The organism is Actinocorallia sp. API 0066 (assembly GCF_020991275.1).
Classification (GTDB): domain Bacteria; phylum Actinomycetota; class Actinomycetes; order Streptosporangiales; family Streptosporangiaceae; genus Actinocorallia.
Window position 1 is genome coordinate 555,339 of sequence record NZ_JAJLQY010000001.1, and the last position, 17,726, is coordinate 573,064.

At 73.2% G+C, this 17,726-nt stretch carries 16 protein-coding genes; 11 read left to right on the forward strand and 5 right to left on the reverse strand.

Annotation, left to right across the window (positions count from 1 at the left end):
* The first annotated feature begins 76 nt into the window (after positions 1-76).
* Positions 77-337 (forward strand): glutaredoxin domain-containing protein, encoded by a 261-nt coding sequence (locus LO762_RS02555; protein WP_230612033.1) that lies wholly within the window; start codon positions 77-79, stop codon positions 335-337.
* A 39-nt stretch (positions 338-376) separates the two neighbouring features.
* Here the strand turns inward: LO762_RS02555 and nudC are convergent, their stop codons facing one another.
* A complete protein-coding gene (gene nudC, locus LO762_RS02560; RefSeq protein WP_230612034.1) occupies positions 377-1,279 on the reverse strand; it encodes an NAD(+) diphosphatase in 903 nt (300 codons plus the stop codon).
* Between the two features lie 62 nt (positions 1,280-1,341).
* Here nudC and LO762_RS02565 point away from each other — a divergent pair, with 62 nt between their 5' ends.
* Positions 1,342-1,620, forward strand: a complete 279-nt coding sequence (locus LO762_RS02565) for a DUF4031 domain-containing protein (protein ID WP_230612035.1) — start codon at positions 1,342-1,344, stop codon at positions 1,618-1,620.
* Here the strand turns inward: LO762_RS02565 and LO762_RS02570 are convergent.
* Positions 1,538-2,191, reverse strand: coding sequence for an HD domain-containing protein (locus LO762_RS02570; protein ID WP_230612036.1), 654 nt, complete (start codon positions 2,189-2,191; stop codon positions 1,538-1,540). The genes LO762_RS02565 and LO762_RS02570 overlap by 83 nt on opposite strands.
* A gap of 96 nt (positions 2,192-2,287) precedes the next feature.
* Here LO762_RS02570 and LO762_RS02575 point away from each other — a divergent pair, with 96 nt between their 5' ends.
* From LO762_RS02575 to LO762_RS02595, 5 genes are all read left to right on the forward strand, one after another.
* On the forward strand, positions 2,288-3,370 hold the full coding sequence (locus tag LO762_RS02575; protein ID WP_230612037.1) for an acetyl-CoA carboxylase biotin carboxylase subunit family protein: 1,083 nt from the start codon (positions 2,288-2,290) through the stop codon (positions 3,368-3,370).
* Positions 3,363-4,754: an IucA/IucC family protein gene (locus tag LO762_RS02580; RefSeq protein ID WP_230612038.1), complete on the forward strand. Its 1,392-nt coding sequence runs from the start codon at positions 3,363-3,365 to the stop codon at positions 4,752-4,754. The genes LO762_RS02575 and LO762_RS02580 overlap by 8 nt, the downstream gene beginning before the upstream one ends.
* The gene (locus LO762_RS02585; protein ID WP_230612039.1) at positions 4,745-6,259 is read left to right on the forward strand and encodes an IucA/IucC family siderophore biosynthesis protein; all 1,515 of its coding nucleotides are present in this window, start codon (positions 4,745-4,747) and stop codon (positions 6,257-6,259) included. Before LO762_RS02580 ends, LO762_RS02585 begins: the two co-directional genes overlap by 10 nt.
* 90 nt (positions 6,260-6,349) lie before the next feature.
* Entirely contained in the window at positions 6,350-7,990 is a 1,641-nt protein-coding gene (locus LO762_RS02590; protein ID WP_230612040.1) for an AMP-binding protein, read from the forward strand.
* A 54-nt stretch (positions 7,991-8,044) separates the two neighbouring features.
* Complete coding sequence (locus LO762_RS02595) at positions 8,045-8,632, forward strand: hypothetical protein (protein WP_230612041.1); 588 nt, start codon at positions 8,045-8,047, stop codon at positions 8,630-8,632.
* Between the two features lie 452 nt (positions 8,633-9,084).
* On the opposite strand, the gene LO762_RS02600 is transcribed toward LO762_RS02595, so the two are convergent.
* From LO762_RS02600 to LO762_RS02610, 3 genes are all read right to left on the reverse strand, one after another.
* Positions 9,085-9,399 carry a hypothetical protein gene (locus LO762_RS02600; protein ID WP_230612042.1) on the reverse strand — a complete coding sequence of 105 codons (315 nt, stop codon included), beginning with the start codon at positions 9,397-9,399 and terminating at the stop codon, positions 9,085-9,087.
* 52 nt (positions 9,400-9,451) lie between these two features.
* Positions 9,452-9,943 carry a class I SAM-dependent methyltransferase gene (locus tag LO762_RS02605; protein ID WP_230612043.1) on the reverse strand — a complete coding sequence of 164 codons (492 nt, stop codon included), beginning with the start codon at positions 9,941-9,943 and terminating at the stop codon, positions 9,452-9,454.
* Between the two features lie 265 nt (positions 9,944-10,208).
* Positions 10,209-13,469: an ATP-dependent DNA helicase gene (locus LO762_RS02610; RefSeq protein WP_230612825.1), complete on the reverse strand. Its 3,261-nt coding sequence runs from the start codon at positions 13,467-13,469 to the stop codon at positions 10,209-10,211.
* Positions 13,470-13,598: 129 nt separating this feature from the next.
* Here LO762_RS02610 and LO762_RS02615 point away from each other — a divergent pair, with 129 nt between their 5' ends.
* The 4 genes from LO762_RS02615 (at position 13,599) to LO762_RS02630 (ending at position 17,715) form a co-directional block, all read left to right on the forward strand.
* Positions 13,599-15,692 (forward strand): ATP-dependent helicase, encoded by a 2,094-nt coding sequence (locus tag LO762_RS02615; RefSeq protein ID WP_230612044.1) that lies wholly within the window; start codon positions 13,599-13,601, stop codon positions 15,690-15,692.
* A 37-nt stretch (positions 15,693-15,729) separates the two neighbouring features.
* Positions 15,730-16,593 carry an acyl-CoA thioesterase II gene (tesB, locus tag LO762_RS02620; RefSeq protein ID WP_230612045.1) on the forward strand — a complete coding sequence of 288 codons (864 nt, stop codon included), beginning with the start codon at positions 15,730-15,732 and terminating at the stop codon, positions 16,591-16,593.
* A 547-nt stretch (positions 16,594-17,140) separates the two neighbouring features.
* The gene (locus tag LO762_RS02625; RefSeq protein ID WP_374201529.1) at positions 17,141-17,419 is read left to right on the forward strand and encodes a WhiB family transcriptional regulator; all 279 of its coding nucleotides are present in this window, start codon (positions 17,141-17,143) and stop codon (positions 17,417-17,419) included.
* A 98-nt stretch (positions 17,420-17,517) separates the two neighbouring features.
* On the forward strand, positions 17,518-17,715 hold the full coding sequence (locus LO762_RS02630; protein WP_230612047.1) for a hypothetical protein: 198 nt from the start codon (positions 17,518-17,520) through the stop codon (positions 17,713-17,715).
* The last annotated feature ends 11 nt before the right edge of the window (positions 17,716-17,726 follow it).

A 17,726-nucleotide genomic window follows, 5' to 3' on the forward strand; every position in this document is an offset into this window, starting at 1 on the left:
TGGTTTCTGCGGGTCGAGTCCTCTGGCAGGATTTGCCGGGCCCGTCCCCACGTCGTCGACCAGCGGAAGGAACTCCATGAGCGCGACCGGTCAGCTGACCATGTACACCACCCAGTGGTGCGGTTTCTGCAAGCGGCTGAAGGCCCAGCTGGCCCGTGACGGCATCCCCATGCTGGAGATCGACATCGAGCGCGACCCGAAGGCCGCGGAGTTCGTCGCCAGCGTCAACGGCGGCAACATGACCGTGCCGACCGTGGTCGCGGTCACGCCCGACGGTGAGGAGCACGTCCTCACCAACCCGAGCGCGAAGACCCTGAAGGGCCTCATCGGGGCCTAGGGCCGCCGCCTGTGACGGGACGCGCCGGGGCCCGTCCCGTCACAGGCCCCAGCCGCCGGGCAGGTCCGCGCCGTACCAGTACTCGATGAGCTGGCGGGCGATCGAGACACGGCCGGGCAGCAGCACGTCCCCGTTGAGCGCGGCCGCCTTGAGCTCGTCGCGCGTGTACCAGCGGGCCTCGACGAGCTCGGTCTGGTCGGTGATGAGCCGCTGGCCCGCCTCGGCCCGGCAGGTGAACCCGAGCATGAGGCTCTGCGGCAGCGGCCACGGCTGGCTCCCGCAGTACTGGACGTCGTGCACCGCGAGGCCGACCTCCTCCTTGACCTCCCTGACGACGGCCTGCTCGATCGACTCCCCCGGCTCGATGAACCCGGCGAGCACCGACTGGCGCCGCTCCGGCCACGTCGTTCCGCGCGCGAGCAGCACCCTGTCCTCGGTGTCGGCCACCAGCATGATCACGGCGGGGTCGAGCCTCGGGTACTGCTCGGTGCCGTCGTGCAGGCACACCCGCACGTGGCCCGCCGCGATCGCCTTCGTCGCGCCGCCGCAGCGCGGGCAGAACCCGTGCGCGCCGTGCCAGGCGGCCATCGCGACGGCCTGGGTGAGCAGCGTCGAGTGCAGGTCGTCGAGCAGCGCCCCGATCCGGCGCAGGCCCGCGGGCTCGGCGTCGTGCAGGTCGTCGGGGATCGGCGCGCGCACCGCGAAGTAGGCGATCTTGTCCTCGTCCACGCCGAGCAGGATGCGCTGCCCCTTGGGCGCCCTCCGCGACGGCGTGAAGACCAGCTCCGGGCGGTCGGTGAGGCGGACCGGGACCCTGCCCTGCTCGTCCACCACCAGCACTCTGGAGCCCGCCCAGGCCGCCGCCACCCAGTCCTCGTCGCGGCGCCGCTCGGCCATCCGGTCGATCGTCCCCCGGGCCAGTGCCAGCCACCCCAGCGTCATGTCCCCAACTCCTTAAAGCCGTCACCAACCTAGCGGGAACCCCGGGTGTCTACGCTGGCCGTGTGGCGCTTTACATCGACCCCCCGATCTGGCAGGCCAAGGGCCTGCTCTGGTCGCACCTCATCAGCGACGTCTCCTTCACCGAGCTGCACACGTTCGCCGCCCGGCTGGGGGCGCCGCCACGGGCGTTCGAGCGCGACCACTACGACGTCCCGGAGGAGGCGTACGAGGCCGCCGTCGTGCTGGGCGCGCGGGAGGTCAGCTGCCAGGAGCTGCTGGGGCACCTCCGCCGCTCGGGGCTGCGGCGGCCGAAGTTCGCAGCGCGGCCAGCTCCGCGGTGAGGTTGGCGCGCGCCTTGGCGTCGAACCGTGCGCGCGCGGAGGCCGTGTGGAACAGCGCGGGTAGGCCGAGAAGCTGCTCCAGGACGTCCGCACGGCCGATGACGAAGTACTCGTCCGGGACGAAGGAGTACTCGGCCCTGACGGCGGTGGTGTACGCCGTGTAGGTGGGGCCGTCCGCCGCGAGGATGGCGAGGTCGGCGTCGCACAGGACCCTTCCGTCGGCGTCCTGCGGGTCGTGCGTCTTGGTCATCCTGACGAGCGCGGCGACGTGCGCGGCGCGGGCGGCGGCCAGCGTGGTGTCGGCCAGCATCCGCTCGGCGAGCCGGGCGCTGCGCTCCTCGTTGTCGTCGCGCCGCGGGTCGTAGACGGCGTCGTGGAACCAGGCGGCGAGCCTTACGGCGTCGGGGTCGGCGGCCTCGTCCGCGAGTTCGTCCACAAGATCGAGGACGGCCACCAGGTGGGCCGTCGTGTGGTAGTGGCGGTGGGGTTCGGCGTAGCGCTCCAGCAGGTCCGCGCCGAGTCGGCGGGTGTCGGGGCCGGTGAGGGCTGCCCAGCGCTCCAGGAGGTCCATCCCGTCAATATCCCACGACGGGCAAGATCGCTTCGTTAGTATTAGGCAAGGCTTACCTAACGAGCTGAGACCACTTCGGGGAACGCGGGGGCACGGGTGCGGCTGTTCGTGGTGTCGGGCAAGGCCACCGACTCGGTTCTCTCGGGCTTCCTTCCCGCCGCGGAACGGCTCGGCCTCGACGTCACCGTCCTGACCGACCGGCCTGAACAGTACCCGGAGCACCGCACCCTGCGCTGCGACGTGTCGGACTTCAGGGAGATCGTGCAGGCGGGCCGCCCGGACGCGTACTTCTCCAACGGCGACTTCCTCCAGACGCCCACGGCCCTCGCCGCCGAGTTCTACGGGCTGCCAGGCAAGGACTGGAAGGCGACGCTGCGCTGTAAGAACAAGAGCCTGATGCGCCGCCATCTCGGTGACGTGTGGGCGTCGCCCTTCCCCGTCCCGGACGACGCGCCCTATCCGCTCGTCGTGAAGCCGCGCGAAGGGGTGGCGAGCGAGGACGTCGTCCTGGTGCGCTCCCCCTCGGAGCTGGCGGCGCTGCCGGACACCGGGCGGCCGATGGTGGCGGAGGAGTACCTGCGCGGCCCCCTGCACACGCTGGAGACGCTCAACGGCGAGATCCTGGGCTCGTTCACCACCACGCTCTCGCCCGAGCCGCACTTCATCGAGGAGCGCCTGGACTGGGCGCCCCCGCCACCCGAGACGCCACAGGTGCTCGCCGCGCTGGAGCGGCTCGGCGTCGGGTTCGGCGCCTGCCACACCGAGTTCGTGGCGCACGAGGGCAGGGCGCGGATCATCGAGGTGAACTACCGGATCATCGGCGACCATTGCGACTTCCTTCTCGCCGAACTCCTCGGCCGCGACCTCTTCGCCGACGTCCTCCTGACCCATCTCGGCCAGCCCCCGGTGTTCGTCCCTTCCCCGCGCGGGGCGGCGACCGTGGAGTACCTGGTCGCGGACCGGTCCGGGACGCTGACGGCCGCGCCGACCCCGGGGACTTTTGTGGACAACGGTGTGTCGGTTACTTACCGCCCGCAGCGGAATATTGGTGATGTGATCGTCCAGACCCATACAAACCGGGACTATCTCGGGACGGTTCAGGTGGTCGGCCCCGACCGGCCGTCCGTGGCCGCCGCCCTCGCGCGCTTCCGCCGCCGCCGGGCGTGGGCCGTTGACTGAGGAGGAGTTCGCGGCCCGGGTGCTGTCCGCGCTCGACCGCGAGGGGTACGTCCGCGCGCCCGCGCACGCCGCGCTGCGGCCCGACGGCTTCCTCGCCGACCACCGCGTCGGCGGGGGCGTCACCCTCGCCGAGGTGGCCGACCTCGTGCGGCGCGGGGCCGCCTCGGACGACGACGTCGAAGGGTTCCTCGCCGAGTGCGGTGAGGCGTACGCGGCGGAGACAGCCGACCTGCCTCCGGTGCGTCCGGGGCCGACCAGGTACGACGCGCTCGCGGCACGGCTGGGGCATCCCGTCCACCCGCTCGGCAGGGCGAAGGCCGGGCTGACGGAAGCGGAGGTACGGGCTTACGCGCCGGAGTACCAGCCGTCGTTCCCGCTCGCCTGGACGGGGGTCGCCTCGCCCGTCCAGGCCGGGGAGTTGCCTTCGTGGTGGCCGGATGCGGCGTCCCTGGGGCTGCCTGCGGGCGTTGTGCCCTTTCCCGTCCACCCTTTGACGGCCGACCGTGGGCTCGTCCCCGTCGTCCCGGAACGGCGTCTCGCTGTGACGCCGACCCTTTCCATGCGGACCCTCGCCGTCACGGAAGCCGAGCACGTCAAGGTGCCGCTGCCGACCGCGACGCTCGGACGCAGGAACGTCAGGTCGATCAAACCGGGGACCCTCGTGGACGGGGCACGGGTGCAGGCCCTCCTGTCCGGGATCGCGCAGGCCGAGGGGCTGCCCGTACTGCTCGCCGACGAACAGACCTACGGGCACGCCCACGACCCGGACCTCGCCTTCCTCGTCAGGCGGCTGCCCGTCTCCGACGCCGTCCCGGTGGCCGCCCTCCTGGCCCGGACACCCGAGGGGCCCTACGTCATCGAAGAGGTCTCCTCCGGGGACGTCGCAGGCTTCTTCGACGCCTATCTACGGACGCTGTTCGGATGGAACGTCACGCTCTTCGAACGGCACGGGATCGCCCTGGAGGCGCACCAGCAGAACGTCGCGGTGACACCGCGCGCGGAACTCCTGCTCAAGGACAACGACGGGGCGATGCTCGCCTCCGGCGACTTCGAGGACCCCCGGATGGTCGGCGGACCCGAGGCGCGCGCCCGCGTCTTCGTCACGATCACCCTGCACCTGTGCGCCGGGGCGCTCGCCTTCGGGCTCGCCGAACGCGGCCTGCTTCCGCTGCCCACAGCGCTCGGCCTGGTACGGGACCGGCTGGACGAGGCAGTCACCGACCCGTTCCTACGCGCCCGCACCCTCGACGCCCCCCGGCTGCCGACCAAGGCCATGCTCACCGCCGGAACCCTCGTGCCCAAGGCGCGGACCGGCGCCGCCGACATCAACAAACACTACGGCCCGCCGGGCCCCAACTACCTCAGGGAGCTTCCGTGCCGCTGACCGCCGCCGCACCCGCCCCGACGACCCAGGCGGACGCGGACGAGGCGACCGCCGCCGCCCTGCTCAACTGCCTGATCCGCGAGGTCAGCGGCCCGCTCGGCCGGGTCTCGCGGGACGCGGGCCGGATCGTCGTCAGGCTCGCGCGGGCCACCCTCACGGCGCGGCTGCCCAGACCCGTCCACGGGCCCTCCCTGCGGCTGTCGGGGCCGTTCCTGCGGGACGGCGAGGAGATCGGCTGGTACGAGGTCGCCGAGGCCGTCGCGGCGGAACTGGCGCTGCGCACGGGCACCCCGAACCCCGAGTTCCTCGGCCAGGTCGTCAACAGCCACGAGGCGATGACCGCGATCGTGCGCGAGCGGGCCGCCGCGCCAGCGAGCCCCCTGCTCGCCTCGGAGCAGTCGCTCATCCTTGGCCACCGGTACCACCCGTCGCCCAAGTCCCGGCAGGGCCTCCCCTCCACCTGGCTGCCCTACGCGCCGGAGGCGGGGGCGCGCTTCCGGCTCGGCCTCCTCGCCGTGGACCCCGCCCTCCTGTGCGGCGAAGGCGACTTCTCGCCCCTCGCGGGCGACGGGCTCCTTCCCGTCCATCCCTGGCAGTGGCGCCTGCTACGGGGCAACCCGGTGCTGCGCAAGGCGATCAGCTCAGGGGCGTTGCTGGACGCGGGGCCGGGGCCCGAGGCCGCGCCCACGTCGTCGGTGCGCACCGTGCTCACCGCCGACGAGCGGGTGTTCGCCAAGTTCAGCCTCGACGTGCGGATCACCAACTGCGTGCGCAAGAACGCCTGGTACGAACTGGCCTCCGCGCCCGCGCTCACCCGGCTCCTCAAGCCGCTGCTGGGCGCCGACCTGCTGGGCGAGCCCGCCTACCGGACCGTCGCGCTCGCCGACCGCGGCCTGTACGAGGGCCTCGGGGTCATCCTCCGGGAGGCGGCCCCCTCGGAGTCGGTCGTGGCCGCCGCCCTGGCTGAACCCCGCGCGGGGTTCCTTCCCGAGGACGTCGATCCGCTGAAGTACTGGACGGCGTACACGCGGGCCGTGGCGCTGCCCGTGCTCCGGCTCTTCTTCGACCACGGTGTCGTGCTGGAACCGCATCTCCAGAACGTGCTCGTGCTGCACGACTCTTCGGGGCTGCCGTCACGGGCCGTCTTCCGGGATCTGGAGGGCACCAAGCTGCTTCCGGGGCCCGCCTTGGACGCGCTGGAGCCTGCGGTAAGGCAGTCCGTCACCTACGACGAGGAGAGGGGCTGGAACCGCGTCGCGTACTGCCTGTTCGTCAACCACCTCGCGGAGATCGCCGCGGCGCTCGCCGACCGGGACCCGTCCTGCGAGCCCGACCTGTGGCGCGACCTGCGCGGACTGCTCTCGGAGCTGCCCCGGCACCCGCGCCTGGACGGGCTGCTCTCGGGCCGTCCACTGCCCGGCAAGGCGAACCTGCTGACTCGCTGGACGCGCTCCCCCGACAGGGCCGCCCGCTATGTCGAGATCCCCAATCCCATGGCCGGATAGATCGGATTGGCGGGACAACCCGTGATGTGAGGCATTCGTCCCGGTGTGACATGGTGGATCGGGAGACATCGTCTACCGAGGGACCGATCCGTGTTCGCACAGTTCCGTCCGTTCGCCCTGCCGTTCACCGAGGAGCCCACCCTCCGCGAGGCGCTCGACCTCGTCGTCGGCACCGCGCGCCTCGTCCGTGACAGCGGGCTGCTCCACCCCGTCGGGCCGCGCAACCTCGCCCGGCTGCCCCTCCAGGCCGCGAGGTTCGGCGCGACCCCCGCGCTCGCCGGGGCCGCCGCCGCGCTGCGCTTCCCCGCCAGGATCGCCGTCGTGGACGACCGGGGCGCGATCACCTTCGGCGAGCTCGAAGAGCGCTCCGCCGCCCAGGCGACAGCCCTGCGCGACCTCCTGGAACCCGGCGCGAGCGTCGGCGTCCTGTGCCGCAACCACCGGGGCTTCGTCGAGGCCGTGCTCGCCGGATCCCGGCTCGGCCACGACGTCGTGCTCCTGAACACCGACTTCTCCGGGCCGCAGCTCGGCCGGGTCCTAGCCGCCGAACGGGTCGGCGTCCTCGTGCACGACGCCGAGTTCACCGACGCCGTCGCCACCTCCGGGTACACCGGCGCCACGATCACCGCCTGGCACGAAGGCCCCGCTTCCGGGACGACACTCGACGACCTCGCCGAAACCCCGGCAGAACCGCTCGTCACCGAACGGACCGGACGGATCGTGCTGCTCACGTCCGGGACGACCGGGCCGCCCAAGGGCGCCGCGCACAAGATCGGCGCCGCGGCCCTGCTCAGCCAGGGATTCGGCCACCTGCTGCGGGTGCCGCTGCGCTCAGGCGAGCCCATCCTCGTCGCGCCGCCCCTCTTCCACGGGCTCGGCTTCACCTACCTCACCGTCGCGCTCGCCCTAGGCTCGCCGCTCGTGCTGCGCCGCAGGTTCGACCCCGCCGACGTGCTCAAGACCCTCGACCGGCGCGGCGTCGGCGTGCTCGTCGCGGTGCCCCTCATGCTCCAGCGGCTCCTCGACGCGCCCCAGCGGCGGCGCCGCCCGGCCGCGCTGCGCGTCGTCCTGAGCGGCGGCGCGGCCCTGCACCCCAGCCTCGCCCGCCGCTTCCTCAACGCGTTCGGCGACGTCCTCTACAACGCCTACGGGGCCAGCGAGACCGGGTGGGCCGCCATCGCCACCCCCGCCGACCTGCGGGCCGCGCCCGGCACCGTCGGACGGCCCACGCTCGGCGTCCGGGCCCGCCTCCTCGGCCCGGACGGCCACGAGGTGCCGCCCGGCGAGATCGGCACCCTCTACCTGAACGCCGGGCTGGACTTCCACGGCTACACCGGAGGCGGCGGCAAGGACCACGTCGACGGCCTCGTCAGCACCGGCGACCTCGGCCACCTCGACGCCGAAGGCCGCCTGTTCATCGACGGCCGGGCCGACGACATGATCGTCTCCGGCGGGGAGAACGTGTTCCCCGGTGAGGTCGAAGACGTCCTTGAGGCCCATCCGGGCGTCGCGGAGGCCGCCGTCAGGGGTGTGCCGGACGAGGAGTTCGGGCAGCGCCTCGCCGCCTGGGTGGTGCCCGCGCCCGGCGTCTCGCTGACCGTCGAGGAGATCAAGGGGTACGTCAAGGCCGAACTCGCCCGCTACAAGGTGCCGCGGGATGTGCGTCTTGTCACGGAACTTCCACGGACCACCACCGGAAAGGTCAGGCACGGCGCGCTCAGCGATGGGTGACAAGGATGGGTGATCCGGTGGCGCTTTGCCGTCACTTGCGGTAGATCAGAGGGCATGAGCGAGGTCAGCGAGGCAGCCACCCCCGAGTCCGAGGCGAGCACGGCGAACGCGGAGGCGAGTCCCGCGGAGTCGGCCGCGCCGTTCCCCGAGGACGTGTTGGAGGCGGGCGCCGAGCTGGGCGAACCCGTCGCCGACGAGGAGGATCCGCGCCGCCGCACCCTGCTGCTCCTGATCGGCGTGGACCTGCTCGGCGTCGCGGTGCTCGCGGTCGGCGCCGCCTTCGCGCCCACCCTGCACCCGGCCGTGGCCGCCGCGTGGGCGGTGCTGCTGCTCGCGCTGCTCGCCCACGCGGGCGTCCAGCTCGCGCGCCGCCGCGCCCTCGCCGTCTCCTCCGTCGTCCTCTTCGACGACGGCCTGGTCCACGCCACCGAGTCCGGCCTCCAGCCCGTCCCCTGGACCTCGGTGAAGCTCGCCTACCTCACCCCGGGCAAGCGCGTCATCCTCCACCTGGAAGACAACACCACCTTCACCCTCAAGTCCCCCGTCCGCAACCTGGCCCGCCTCGAAGCCGCCATCCGCACCAACGTCCCCCGCGACCAGATCCGCCGAGGCACCCCACCCCGAACCCCCGCCGCCCTCTAACCCCCACTCCACAGCACCTACGCCAGCGCCCTCAGGCCGAGCCCACCCCGGCGTTCGGGGCAGCCCGGCCGGATCTCGCGCCGTGACGTCCGTCGCAGCGCAACCACCGAACTCCCCACGACGCCCGCACCGGTGCCCTCAGGCACAACCTGCGGCAGCGCTCGGGGCCGGGCGGACCCCATGCCACGACGCCGTCGCGCGCGAACCCGAACACGGCGCCTACGCCGGTGCCCTCAGGCGCAGCGGCGCACGGGTCGGCCGGGCGGATCTCGCGCCGCGACGTCCGTCGCCTTCTCCTGACGGGACGGTCGGGGCTGGACGTGCCGCTCGCTGACGTCCCGGCGGAGGCCCTGTGCACGCGGGTCGTGCGTAAGGGTGGCCAGCGCGCCCGTCAGCGGCTCTGCGGCGCCTCCTCGGCCGTGGTGGGGCGGGCGGGGGGCGGGGGCTGTTTGTCAGGCGACGAGGGAGGAGGTTCGGGCGGCTCGGCAGAGGCGGGCCAGGTCGATGAGGGCCTGGGAGCGGCGTTCCTCCAGGGGGCGGGGGTCGCCGGGGGCGGGGGCGGCGAGGGTGTCGAGGACGAGGGAGAAGACCGGCCAGTCCTCGGCGGAGATGAAGCCGCGCAGGTCGTAGCCCTCTTCGGCGGCCTGCTCGAAGTCGACGTTGTGCAGGAGCGTGCTCAGGGCGCGTTCGGCGGCGACGACGCCGATGCGCAGCGCGAGCGCGGCAGGGCTCTCCTGCGTGAGCGGGGAGGTCTCGGTAGAACCCACGTTCGAGAGGTTATCGAACACGGGTTCGTCCTTTCAACAGTACGTTCGAACTCTACGGCGCGGTCGCGTGGACGAACGCCCGCGAAAGGGACGTCGCGGAGCGCTTGATCTCGGCGCCCGTGGCGAGCACGAGCGCGCGCAGGTCGGCCTCGGTGAGGCCGGGGTCGGAGACGACGATGCCCGCGCCCGGCCGCGCGACCCGGACGAGCTCCCGCAGCACCGCGCCGGGGTCGATCGCGGTGCTGAGCGCGTCGTGGCAGAGCAGCAGCGTGAACGTCCGGTCCAGGTAGGGCAGCGCCGCCGCGTCGCCCCGCTGGAACGTGATGTTGGTGAGCGCCTCGCGGTCGGCCTTGCGCTTGCCCGTGAGCAGCGCGTCGGCGGCCTCGTCCAGCGCCGTGATGTGCCTGACCCGCCGGGCCAGCGTGCGCGCCACGTCGGCGGCGCCCGCCCGCACCTCAAGGCAGACGTCCTCAAGGTCGAGCTCCGGCTCGGCGAACCCGCAGAACTCCCGTACGGTCGCCGCCGCCGTTTCCTCGCCCGTCACCGTCACGCCGCCTCCCGGATCGCTGTTCAGAGGAATATGCCCCGAACCCCCCTCCGAAAGCTACCCGCGTGATCAGGATCACCCCACCCAAACCCCCTCCCCCACCCCAAACCGCCCCTTCCCCACCGGCGAAACACCGTACGGGCGGCAGCCGACAGGCGCGGTGCGTCATCGGGCGGCGTCCGCGGAAGGCATGCGTAGCGGGAGCCTCATGGGCGAGCTGTGTACGGCCCGGCGGGAGGCCCTGGTCGTTGGGGTGCGGTGGTCAGGTGGGGGTTTGGGGGAGGGCGGTGAAGAGGGTGGCGAGGGCGGTGGCGTCGGGGAGGTCGGTGGGGCGGAGGGTGACGTTGGCGCGGACGTAGTGGAAGGCGGCGGAGACGCGGTCGAGGGGGACGTCGGCGAGGGCGGCCCAGGCGAGGCGGTAGGCGGCGAGCTGGACGGACAGGTGGGCGCGGGCCTCGGGCGGTGGCGGCGAGCCCGTCTTCCAGTCGACGACCTCGTAGCCGTCCTCGGTGCGGAAGACGGCGTCCATCCGGCCCCGGACGAGCCGGTCGCCGATGCGGGTCTCGAACGGGATCTCGATGTCCACGGGCTCCCGTTCGGCCCACTCCGACTCCTCGAACCGGGTCTTGAGCAGCTCCAGGCGGGCGTCGCCGTCCAGCGCCGCGTCCTCGGCGTCGTCGTCGGCGGCGCCGAAGAGGTCGTCGGGGTCGATGAGGCGCTGCTGGCCCCAGCGCGTCTCCAGCCAGCGGTGGAACGACGTGCCGCGCCTGGCGAACGGCGCGGGCGGCTGCGGCATCGGACGGCGGATGCGCGCCGCGAGCTCGGCCGGATCGGCGGCGAGCGCCACCAGCGACGTCACCGTGAGCTTGTCCGGCAGCTCCACGGTGAGGCCGTTGGCCCCGCGCCCCTTGTCGCGCTCGGCCAGCAGCAGCTCCACGTCACGGGCCCACGCGCCGAGCCTGGCCCGCCGCCCGGCCTCCAGCCCCTCCGTGGACGCCCAGGGCGCGGGCCGCCCCACCATCGCGTCACGGACGAGCCGCGCGCCCTCCACCAACGGGCCCTCGCCCAGCGGCGGCGCGGGCCAGCTCCCGGTCTTGGGTTCGGCGAGCAGCGGGTTGTGCGCGTCCTCGGCGGGCTCGGGCGCCCACTCCCACACCGTGTCGGCCTCCTCCCTGATCTCGGTGAGGAACGGCGACGCGCCGAGCGGCTTGGCCGAGGAGCCCCAGCGGTAGCCGGTGGCGACGAGCAGCTCGCTCGCCCTGGTCACCGCGACGTAGGCGAGCCGCCGCTCCTCGCGGAAGTCCCGTTCGGCGCACGCCTCCTCGAACGCGGCAAGCTCCTCCTTCGCCAGCCCGGGCAGCGCGGGCAGGTCGGCGCGGTCGCCGCGCAGCGGGAACGGGATGAGACGCGGGTTGGCCGTCCAGCGGGTGGGGTTGGCGGGCGGCGTGGGGAAGACCGAGCCCTTGCCCGGCGCCCCGCTCTTCTGCGGCGTGAAGGCGAGGCCGGGGACGAACACGACGGGCCACTCCAGCCCCTTGGAGGCGTGCACCGTGAGCAGCTTGACGCTCTCGGCCTCGCTCACCCGGCCCGCCTCCAGGCCGAACTCCTCGGACTCGGCGGCGGCCAGGTAGGCGAGGAACGCGCCCGCCGTCGGGTTCTCGTTGTCGCCCGCGAACGCGGCGGCGGCGTCCACGAACGCGTCGAGATCGGCCCGCGCGGTGACGGGGTCGAGGCCGGAGCGGGCCGCCACCTCGATGTCGAGGCCGAGCACCCGCTCGATCTCCGCCACCAGATCCGGGAGCGGCAGGTGGATCTGGCGCCGGAGGTAACGCAGCTCGTCGCGCAGCCGCAGCAGCCGCCGCAGCCCGTCGGACGAGTAGGACTCCGTGGGGCCGGGGTCGTCCAGCGCGTCGACCAGGCTGCCCTGCTCCTCGCCGAGCTCCCGGACGAGCTGGGCCAGCGGATCGGCCTCCGGCGGCGGCGCCTCGGGCTCGGGGACGTCCTCGCGGGTGATGTCGCGCCGCGCCTCGCGGGCCAGATCCCGGGCGCGGCGGCCGAGCGCCACCAGGTCGCGTGGGCCGATCCGCCAGCGCGGCCCGGTGAGCAGCCGGGCCAGCGACGCCCCCGCCGTGGGGTCCTGCATGACGCGCAGGGTCGCCACGACGTCCTGCACCTCCGGTACCGACAGCAGCCCGCCGAGCCCGACCACCTCGACCTTGATGTCCCGCTCGACGAGCCGCTGGCGGAGCAGCGGGAACTGCACACGTTTGCGGGCGAGGATCGCGATGTCCGAGGGCCGCAGGCGCTCACCCGTCTCCGGGTCCTCGGTGCCGAGCAGGGCCGCGATCCGCTCGGCGATCCGCTCGGCCTCGTCCTGGACCGTCTCCAGCAGGGCGCATTCGACCCTGCCCCTGCCGATCCGCCCGGCGCCGGGCCGCAGCGGCGACACCCGCCGCATCTCCGCGCGCAGCTCGGCCTGCACCCGCGCGGCGGCGCCCAGGATGCGCTCGCCGTTGCGGAAGCTGCGCGTCAGCTCCCGCATCGGCGCCTCGCGCCCGCCGGGGCCGGGGAAGTCGCGCGGGAACCCCAGCAGGTTGCCCGCCGACGCGCCGCGCCAGCCGTAGATCGACTGGCAGGGGTCGCCGACGGCGGTGACGGGGTGGCCGCCGCCGAACAGCGATCTGAGCAGGACGAGCTGGGCGTGCCCGGTGTCCTGGTACTCGTCGAGCAGCACCACCGGGTAGCGGGAGCGCTCGATCGCGCCCACCTCGGGGTGGCGGGCGGCGATCCGGGCGGCGAAGGACATCTGGTCGCCGTGGTCGATCACCTCACGGCGCGCCTTGGCCCGCGCGTACTCCTCGATCAGCGGGAGTAGCTGCTCACGCGTCTCCTGCTTGGCCAGCACCTCGCGCTGCTTCGCCAGCGGCTTGGCGAGCGCCGCGAACCGCTCGCCGAGCCACTCCCCCACCGCCCGCACGTCCGCTGGGCCGCGCAGGTGCTCGGCCAGATCGCCGGACAGCTCGATGACGGCCCTGGTGACGGTGTCGGGCGTCCAGTCGATCCGGTCCATCGGGCCGTCGTGCGCGTCGACGACACGGGTGGCGATCTGCCACGCGACGGCCGGGGAGATCAGCCGCAGTGTGGGTTCCAGGCCGTCGCGCAGCGCGTGGTCGCCGAACAGCCGGGCCGCGTAGGAGTGGTAGGTGGACACGGTCGGTTCGCCGTCGAGGATCTCCGGTTCCACAAGATCGGGGTGCTCGCGCAGCCCGTCGAGCCGTTTGCGGACGCGCGCCGCGAGCTCCGCGGCGGCCTTGCGGGTGAAGGTGAGCCCGAGGACGCGTTCGGGCCGCACCAGCCGGTTGGCGACGAGCCACACCACCCGCGCCGCCATCGTCTCGGACTTTCCGGACCCGGCCCCGGCGACCACCGCGAGCGGGCCGAGCGGCGCCCGGATCACCGCCGCCTGCTCGTCCGTCGGCTCCGGCAGGCCCAGCCGCCGCGCCAGCTCCTCCGGTGTGATCACACCGCTCACCCCCCTTTCCCGTCTCGCGCTCGTGCGCCGTTTCCGATTCAACACCCGCGCGGCGACCACCGCGGAAAGTTATCCACAGGCCGACCCGTTCTGTCGGTCGGTGCTGCGAGGATGGGGCCCATGGACGCGCGACGGGTGCTGGAAGGGCTCGACCCCGAGCAGCGGGCGGTCGCCGAGGCCGTCCGCGGGCCGGTGTGCGTGCTGGCGGGCGCGGGCACCGGCAAGACGAGGGCGATCACCCACCGGATCGCCTACGCCGTGCTCACCGGCGCCCTGCAGCCGCAGAACGTGCTCGCCGTGACGTTCACCGCACGCGCCGCCGGGGAGCTGCGCGGCAGGCTGCGGGCGCTCGGCGCGCCGGGCGTCCAGGCCCGCACCTTCCACGCCGCCGCCTACAAGCAGCTGCTCTACTTCTGGCCGCGCCTGGTCGGGGGCGAGCCGCCGCGCCTGATCGAGTCCAAGTTCGCGCTGCTGGGCGACGCGGCGCGGGCCTGCGGGCTGTCGCTGGGCCGCACCGAGCTGCGCGAGGCGGCGGGCGAGATCGAGTGGGCCAAGGTCACCCAGACCCGCCCGGAGGACTACCCGGCGGCCGTCGCGAAGAGCGTCCGCCGCCCCGGCGGCGACGTTGTGGACATCGCCCGGCTCTACGTGATGTACGAGGAGCTGCGGCGCGAGCGCAACCTCCTCGACTTCGAGGGCATGCTGGAGCTCACCGCGGCGATGCTGGCGGAGTTCCCCGAGATGCAGCGCGAGGTCAGGGGCCAGTACCGCGCGTTCGTCGTGGACGAGTACCAGGACGTCAACCCGCTGCAGAAGCTGCTGCTGGCCCAGTGGCTGGGCGACCGCCGCGAGCTGTGCGTGGTGGGCGACCCCAGCCAGACCATCTACTCCTTCACCGGCGCCACCCCCGACTACCTGCTCGGCTTCACCCGCGAGTTCCCCGAGGCGGTCGTGGTGAAGCTGGTCCGCGACTACCGGTCCACGCCCCAGGTCGTGGGCCTGGCCAACGAGGTGCTGAAGGACGCGCCGGGAAGGCTGGAGCTGCTGGCCCAGCGCCCGGCCGGGCCCGTCCCGGTGTTCACCGGGCACGACAACGAGCTCGACGAGGCGCAGGACGTGGCGCGCCGGGCCGCCAAGCTGGTCGAGGCGGGCGTCCCGGCCCGCGAGATCGCCGTGCTGTTCCGGATCAACGCCCAGTCCGAGGCGTTCGAGCAGGCGTTCGCCGACGCGGGGGTGCCGTACGTGCTGCGCGGCGCCGAGCGGTTCTTCGAGCGGCCCGCCGTCCGCGAGGCGGTGGTGCGGCTGCGCGGCGCGGCCCGCTCCGGCGGCGACGCCGAACTCGACGGCCTCGGGTTGATCAGGCAGGTCCGCGCGGTGCTGGCCGGATGCGGGTTCACCGACCGGCCGCCGGAGGGGCGCGGCCCCGTCCGGGAGAAGTGGGAGTCGCTGGCGGCGCTGGCCCAGCTCGCCGAGGACATGGCGATCGCCGAGCCGGAGGCGGGCCTGGCCCGGTTCGTCGCCGAGCTGGAGGAGCGGGCCGCCGCCCAGCACGCCCCGCCCCTGGAGGGTGTGACCCTCGCCTCCCTGCACGCCGCCAAGGGCCTGGAGTGGGACGCGGTGTTCCTCGCCGGGCTCGCGGACGGCACCCTGCCGATCGTCTACGCCGAGACGCCCGAGCAGGTCGAGGAGGAGCGGCGGCTGCTGTACGTGGGCATCACCCGCGCTCGCGAGCACCTGTTCCTGTCCTGGGCGGCGGCCCGCTCGCCGGGCCAGCGCGCGACGCGCGGCATCAGCCGTTTCCTGGACGGCGTCGCGCCCGGCTCGGCCACCCCGCTGCCGCCCCGGATGGAGCGCCCGGCCAAGCTCGTCCGCGCGCGCGGCCCGCAGCCCTGCCGGGTCTGCGGCAGGTCGCTGCTGCGCGCGGTGGAGAAGAAGCTGGGCCGCTGCGAGACGTGCCCGGCCGAGGTGGACGAGGCGCTGCTGGAAGCGCTGAAGGAGTGGCGGGCGGATGCCGCCGAGGTCCAGCGGGTCCCGGCGTACGTGGTGTTCACCGACGCCACGCTCCAGGCGATCGCCGAGCGCAAGCCCGCGAACCGGGCGGAACTCGCCGCGATCGGGGGTGTCGGGGCGGTGAAGCTGGAGCGCTACGAGGGCGCCGTGCTGGCGCTCTGCCGGGGCGAGACGCCGGGTGAGATCTACGTCGCGCCCCCTTGAGCGCGAGGCCCGCCGCGGGGTTTGCCACACTGGCCGGGTGAACACCGCTTTGAAGAACCTGCTGGACATCCTCGACCTTGAGCAGATCGAGGACGACATCTTCCGCGGCAACAGCCCCGACGACCGCCAGCAGCGGGTGTTCGGCGGCCAGGTCGCGGGCCAGGCGCTGGTCGCGGCGACCCGTACGGTCCCGGTGGCCAGGCAGGTGCACTCGCTGCACGCCTACTTCATCCGGCCGGGCGATCCGCTCGTCCCCATCGTCTACACGGTGGACAGGGTGCGGGACGGCAGGTCGTTCTCGACCCGCCGGGTCGTCGCCGTCCAGCACGGCAAGGCGATCTTCACGCTGTCGGCGAGCTTCCAGGTGCCCGAGACGGGCCCCGACCACCACGCGCCGATGCCGGACGTGCCCGCGCCCGAGACGCTCGCGACGGGGTTTGAGCGGTTCGAGAAGCTGTTCGGCCGGAAGGTGGCCGAGCAGTGGCAGGCGCACCGTCCGTTCGACCTGCGGCATGCCACCCCGCTCACCTGGGAGGCCAAGGGCAAGCCGGAACTGGCCACCCCGGAGTCGATCGTCTGGCTGAAGACGGTCGACAAGCTGCCGGACGATCCCACCCTGCACGTCTGCCTCATGACGTACGCCTCGGACATGACGCTGCTGGACACCGTGCTCCTCAACCACGGCCTGGCCTGGGGCGACAACCGGACCGTCGGCGCGAGCCTGGACCACGCGATGTGGTTCCACCGGCCGTTCCGCGCCGACGAGTGGCTCCTGTACGTCCAGGAGACGCCGTCGGCCAGCGGGGCGCGGGGCTTCGCGCGCGGCCAGGTGTTCACCCAGACGGGCGACCTCGTGGTCAGCGTTGCCCAGGAGGGCCTGGTCCGCGTCAGCGACCTCTGAGGCATCAGGCGGCGCATCCGTCGAGGAAAAGCACAAAACCCCAGCTCAAAAATAGGTTGAAGAGTTTCGGCGAAGTCTCGTAGGCTCTTCGCAGCACTGAAGAACGGCCCGCGCCCGAAGATCACTGATCTCGGGGGTGAGGGCCCGGACCCATCGAAGGAGGTGGCGAGCGTCATGTGGAGCATCAACAAAGCACCCATCGGCGATGCCGTCTTCCCGGGTGGAGTCTGCGCCCTCCCGGTCACCCAAGGTGACCGGTTCGGCTACGGACCCGCCTTGCCCGGCGGCGAAGCCGTCCGGCGCGGCGCGCACGCCCTGAAGGGCGAATCCGTGCTGACGCGCGTTCGTATGCACAACTTCGGTGCACTGGCTCCGTACAGCTGGAGGCCACCGGTCTAGCCGACCGAGTGTGAGCTTTCAGGCCGCGGATCCGAGCACCGGATCCGCGGCCTTTTTTGTGTGCGAGCTCACACCGCCAGGGAACGGCCGCCCGAACCCCCGACGACAAAGACGTTGAGATCCAACGAGAGGACTGAGGGTGAACCTCATCCAGGGGCTTGAGCCGAACTTCGCGGCCATCGACGACCTGCCCTGCCGCACCGACCCGGAACTGTTCTTCGCCGAGGCGCCCGCCGACGTGGAGCTGGCCAAGGAGCTGTGCGTGGACTGCCCGGTCCGCAAGAGCTGCCTCGCCGGCGCCGTCGAGCGGCGTGAGCCGTGGGGCGTCTGGGGCGGCGAGCTGTTCGTCCGCGGCGAGATCGTCGCGCGCAAGCGTCCCCGTGGGCGTCCGCGCAAGAACCCCGCGCAGACCGAAGTGGCCGCGTGATGCATCCCGGCCACGACACCGACCTCCGCGCCGCCAGGCGCACCGACCGGCAGGTGCCGGGTTTCGGCCCGGCACCGGCCCCCCGTACGGGAGTCCAGATGACCTTGCTTCATGAAGAACTCGCCCATGAGCGAATACGCCTCCTCCAGGAGGAGGTCGCCGCGCTCCAGTGGGCCGCCGAGGTGCGGCGCAGCCGCCGCGAGGCGCTGCGGGCAGCGGCCCGCGACACCGGCCGCGCCACCCGCCAGGAGGCGCGGATCCGCCTGCGCGGCCTGCGCTCCCTGCTCACCCGCTGACGCGGAAGCCG